The following is a 1,339-nucleotide window of genomic DNA, read 5'->3' as shown; positions in this document are numbered from 1 at the left end:
AAAGAAAATGAATACAAAAAAGAACACCAAGACTAGAATAAACAACGTGCTGTGACCAATGGCGAACAAGGTGACGTAGATGCTCACGTCCCGCATGCGGTAAAGGAAGAAAATCACCCCGAACAGGAACAGAAGGTGGTCGTATCCAGTCACCATGTGCTTGGCGCCGAGGTAGGTGAACGCAATCAGTTGCCTACCGGTGCTTTCTTCAAGGAAGGCCTGGTCGCCCTCGCTGACACCGTGCGCGAACGCCGCAAATGGCAGCAGCACTGCGGCAAGCATCGAAAGCCATGCAAAGAGCTTGGTGGGGGAAGTCAAAGACGAGTTCCTTGTGCGGAAAGGAGATGGATGATTCATGGAGAGCGACTTTCCAGATCAGGTTTTTCGCGGTGGATCAGTCGATAGAGCGCCGGCAGCACGAGCAGTGTCAGCAGCGTTGAAGAGATGATTCCGCCGATCACCACGGTCGCGAGCGGGCGCTGAACTTCCGCGCCAGCACCGACGTTCAGAGCCATGGGAAGGAAGCCCAGGCTCGCCACCAAGGCCGTCATCAGAACCGGCCGGAGGCGGGTAAGGGCACCTTCGCTGACAGCCCTATGCAGGGGCATACCCTCTTCCCGCAGGTTCTTGATGAAGCTGATCATTACCAGGCCGTTGAGCACGGCAACGCCCGAAAGCGCGATGAACCCCACGCCTGCGGAGATGGACAAGGGAATGTCGCGCAGCCATAGCGCCACCACGCCCCCGGTCAGTGCGAGCGGCACGCCACTGAACACGATCGCAGCATCCTTTCCTGAGCCGAATGCCATTAACAGCAATCCGAAGATCATTACCAGAACCACTGGCACGACGATGGACAGGCGCTTGCTTGCCGAGATCAACTGCTCAAATGTGCCGCCGTACTCGATCCAGTAGCCTTCGGGCAGCTGGACTTCTTTTCCGACTTTGCTGCGCAGCTCCTCGACAAAGGACCCCAGATCGCGTCCGCGCACATTGCTGGTGATCACCACCCTGCGTTTGCCATTCTCACGGCTGATCTGATTGGGGCCGGGCGCAATCTCGACCTTGGCCAACTGGCCCAAGGGCACGAAGCTTCGCTCCTGGCCCGTGCTCGCCCCTGGCGCGACGGCTACAGGTAGTGACGCCAGTGTTCCGATGTCCTGGCGCAGGTTCTCCGGCAGACGAACCACGATGTCGAAGCGGCGATCGCCTTCGAACACCTGGCCGACCGATTCACCTCCCAGCGCTACCGAGATGGTCTTCTGTACGTCGTCAATGGCTACACCGTATCGTGCAAGTGCATCCAGGTCCGGCGTGATCGTCATCAACGGCAGACCGG

At 58.7% G+C, this 1,339-nt stretch carries 2 protein-coding genes; both read right to left on the bottom strand.

The window, feature by feature from the left end:
- A partial coding sequence (locus ACI2JH_RS19750) for a HupE/UreJ family protein (protein WP_404737003.1) occupies positions 1 to 357 on the bottom strand: 357 nt, incomplete at its 3' end.
- The coding region (locus ACI2JH_RS19745; RefSeq protein ID WP_404737002.1) for an efflux RND transporter permease subunit at positions 354 to 1,339 on the bottom strand (986 nt) is incomplete at its 5' end. The genes ACI2JH_RS19750 and ACI2JH_RS19745, both read right to left, overlap by 4 nt.

The sequence above is a fragment of the Stenotrophomonas sp. NPDC078853 genome, from assembly GCF_044901215.1.
In the GTDB taxonomy this organism is placed as follows: Bacteria; Pseudomonadota; Gammaproteobacteria; order Xanthomonadales; family Xanthomonadaceae; genus Stenotrophomonas; species Stenotrophomonas lacuserhaii.
This window is presented reverse-complemented; position numbering and strand designations above follow the sequence as displayed.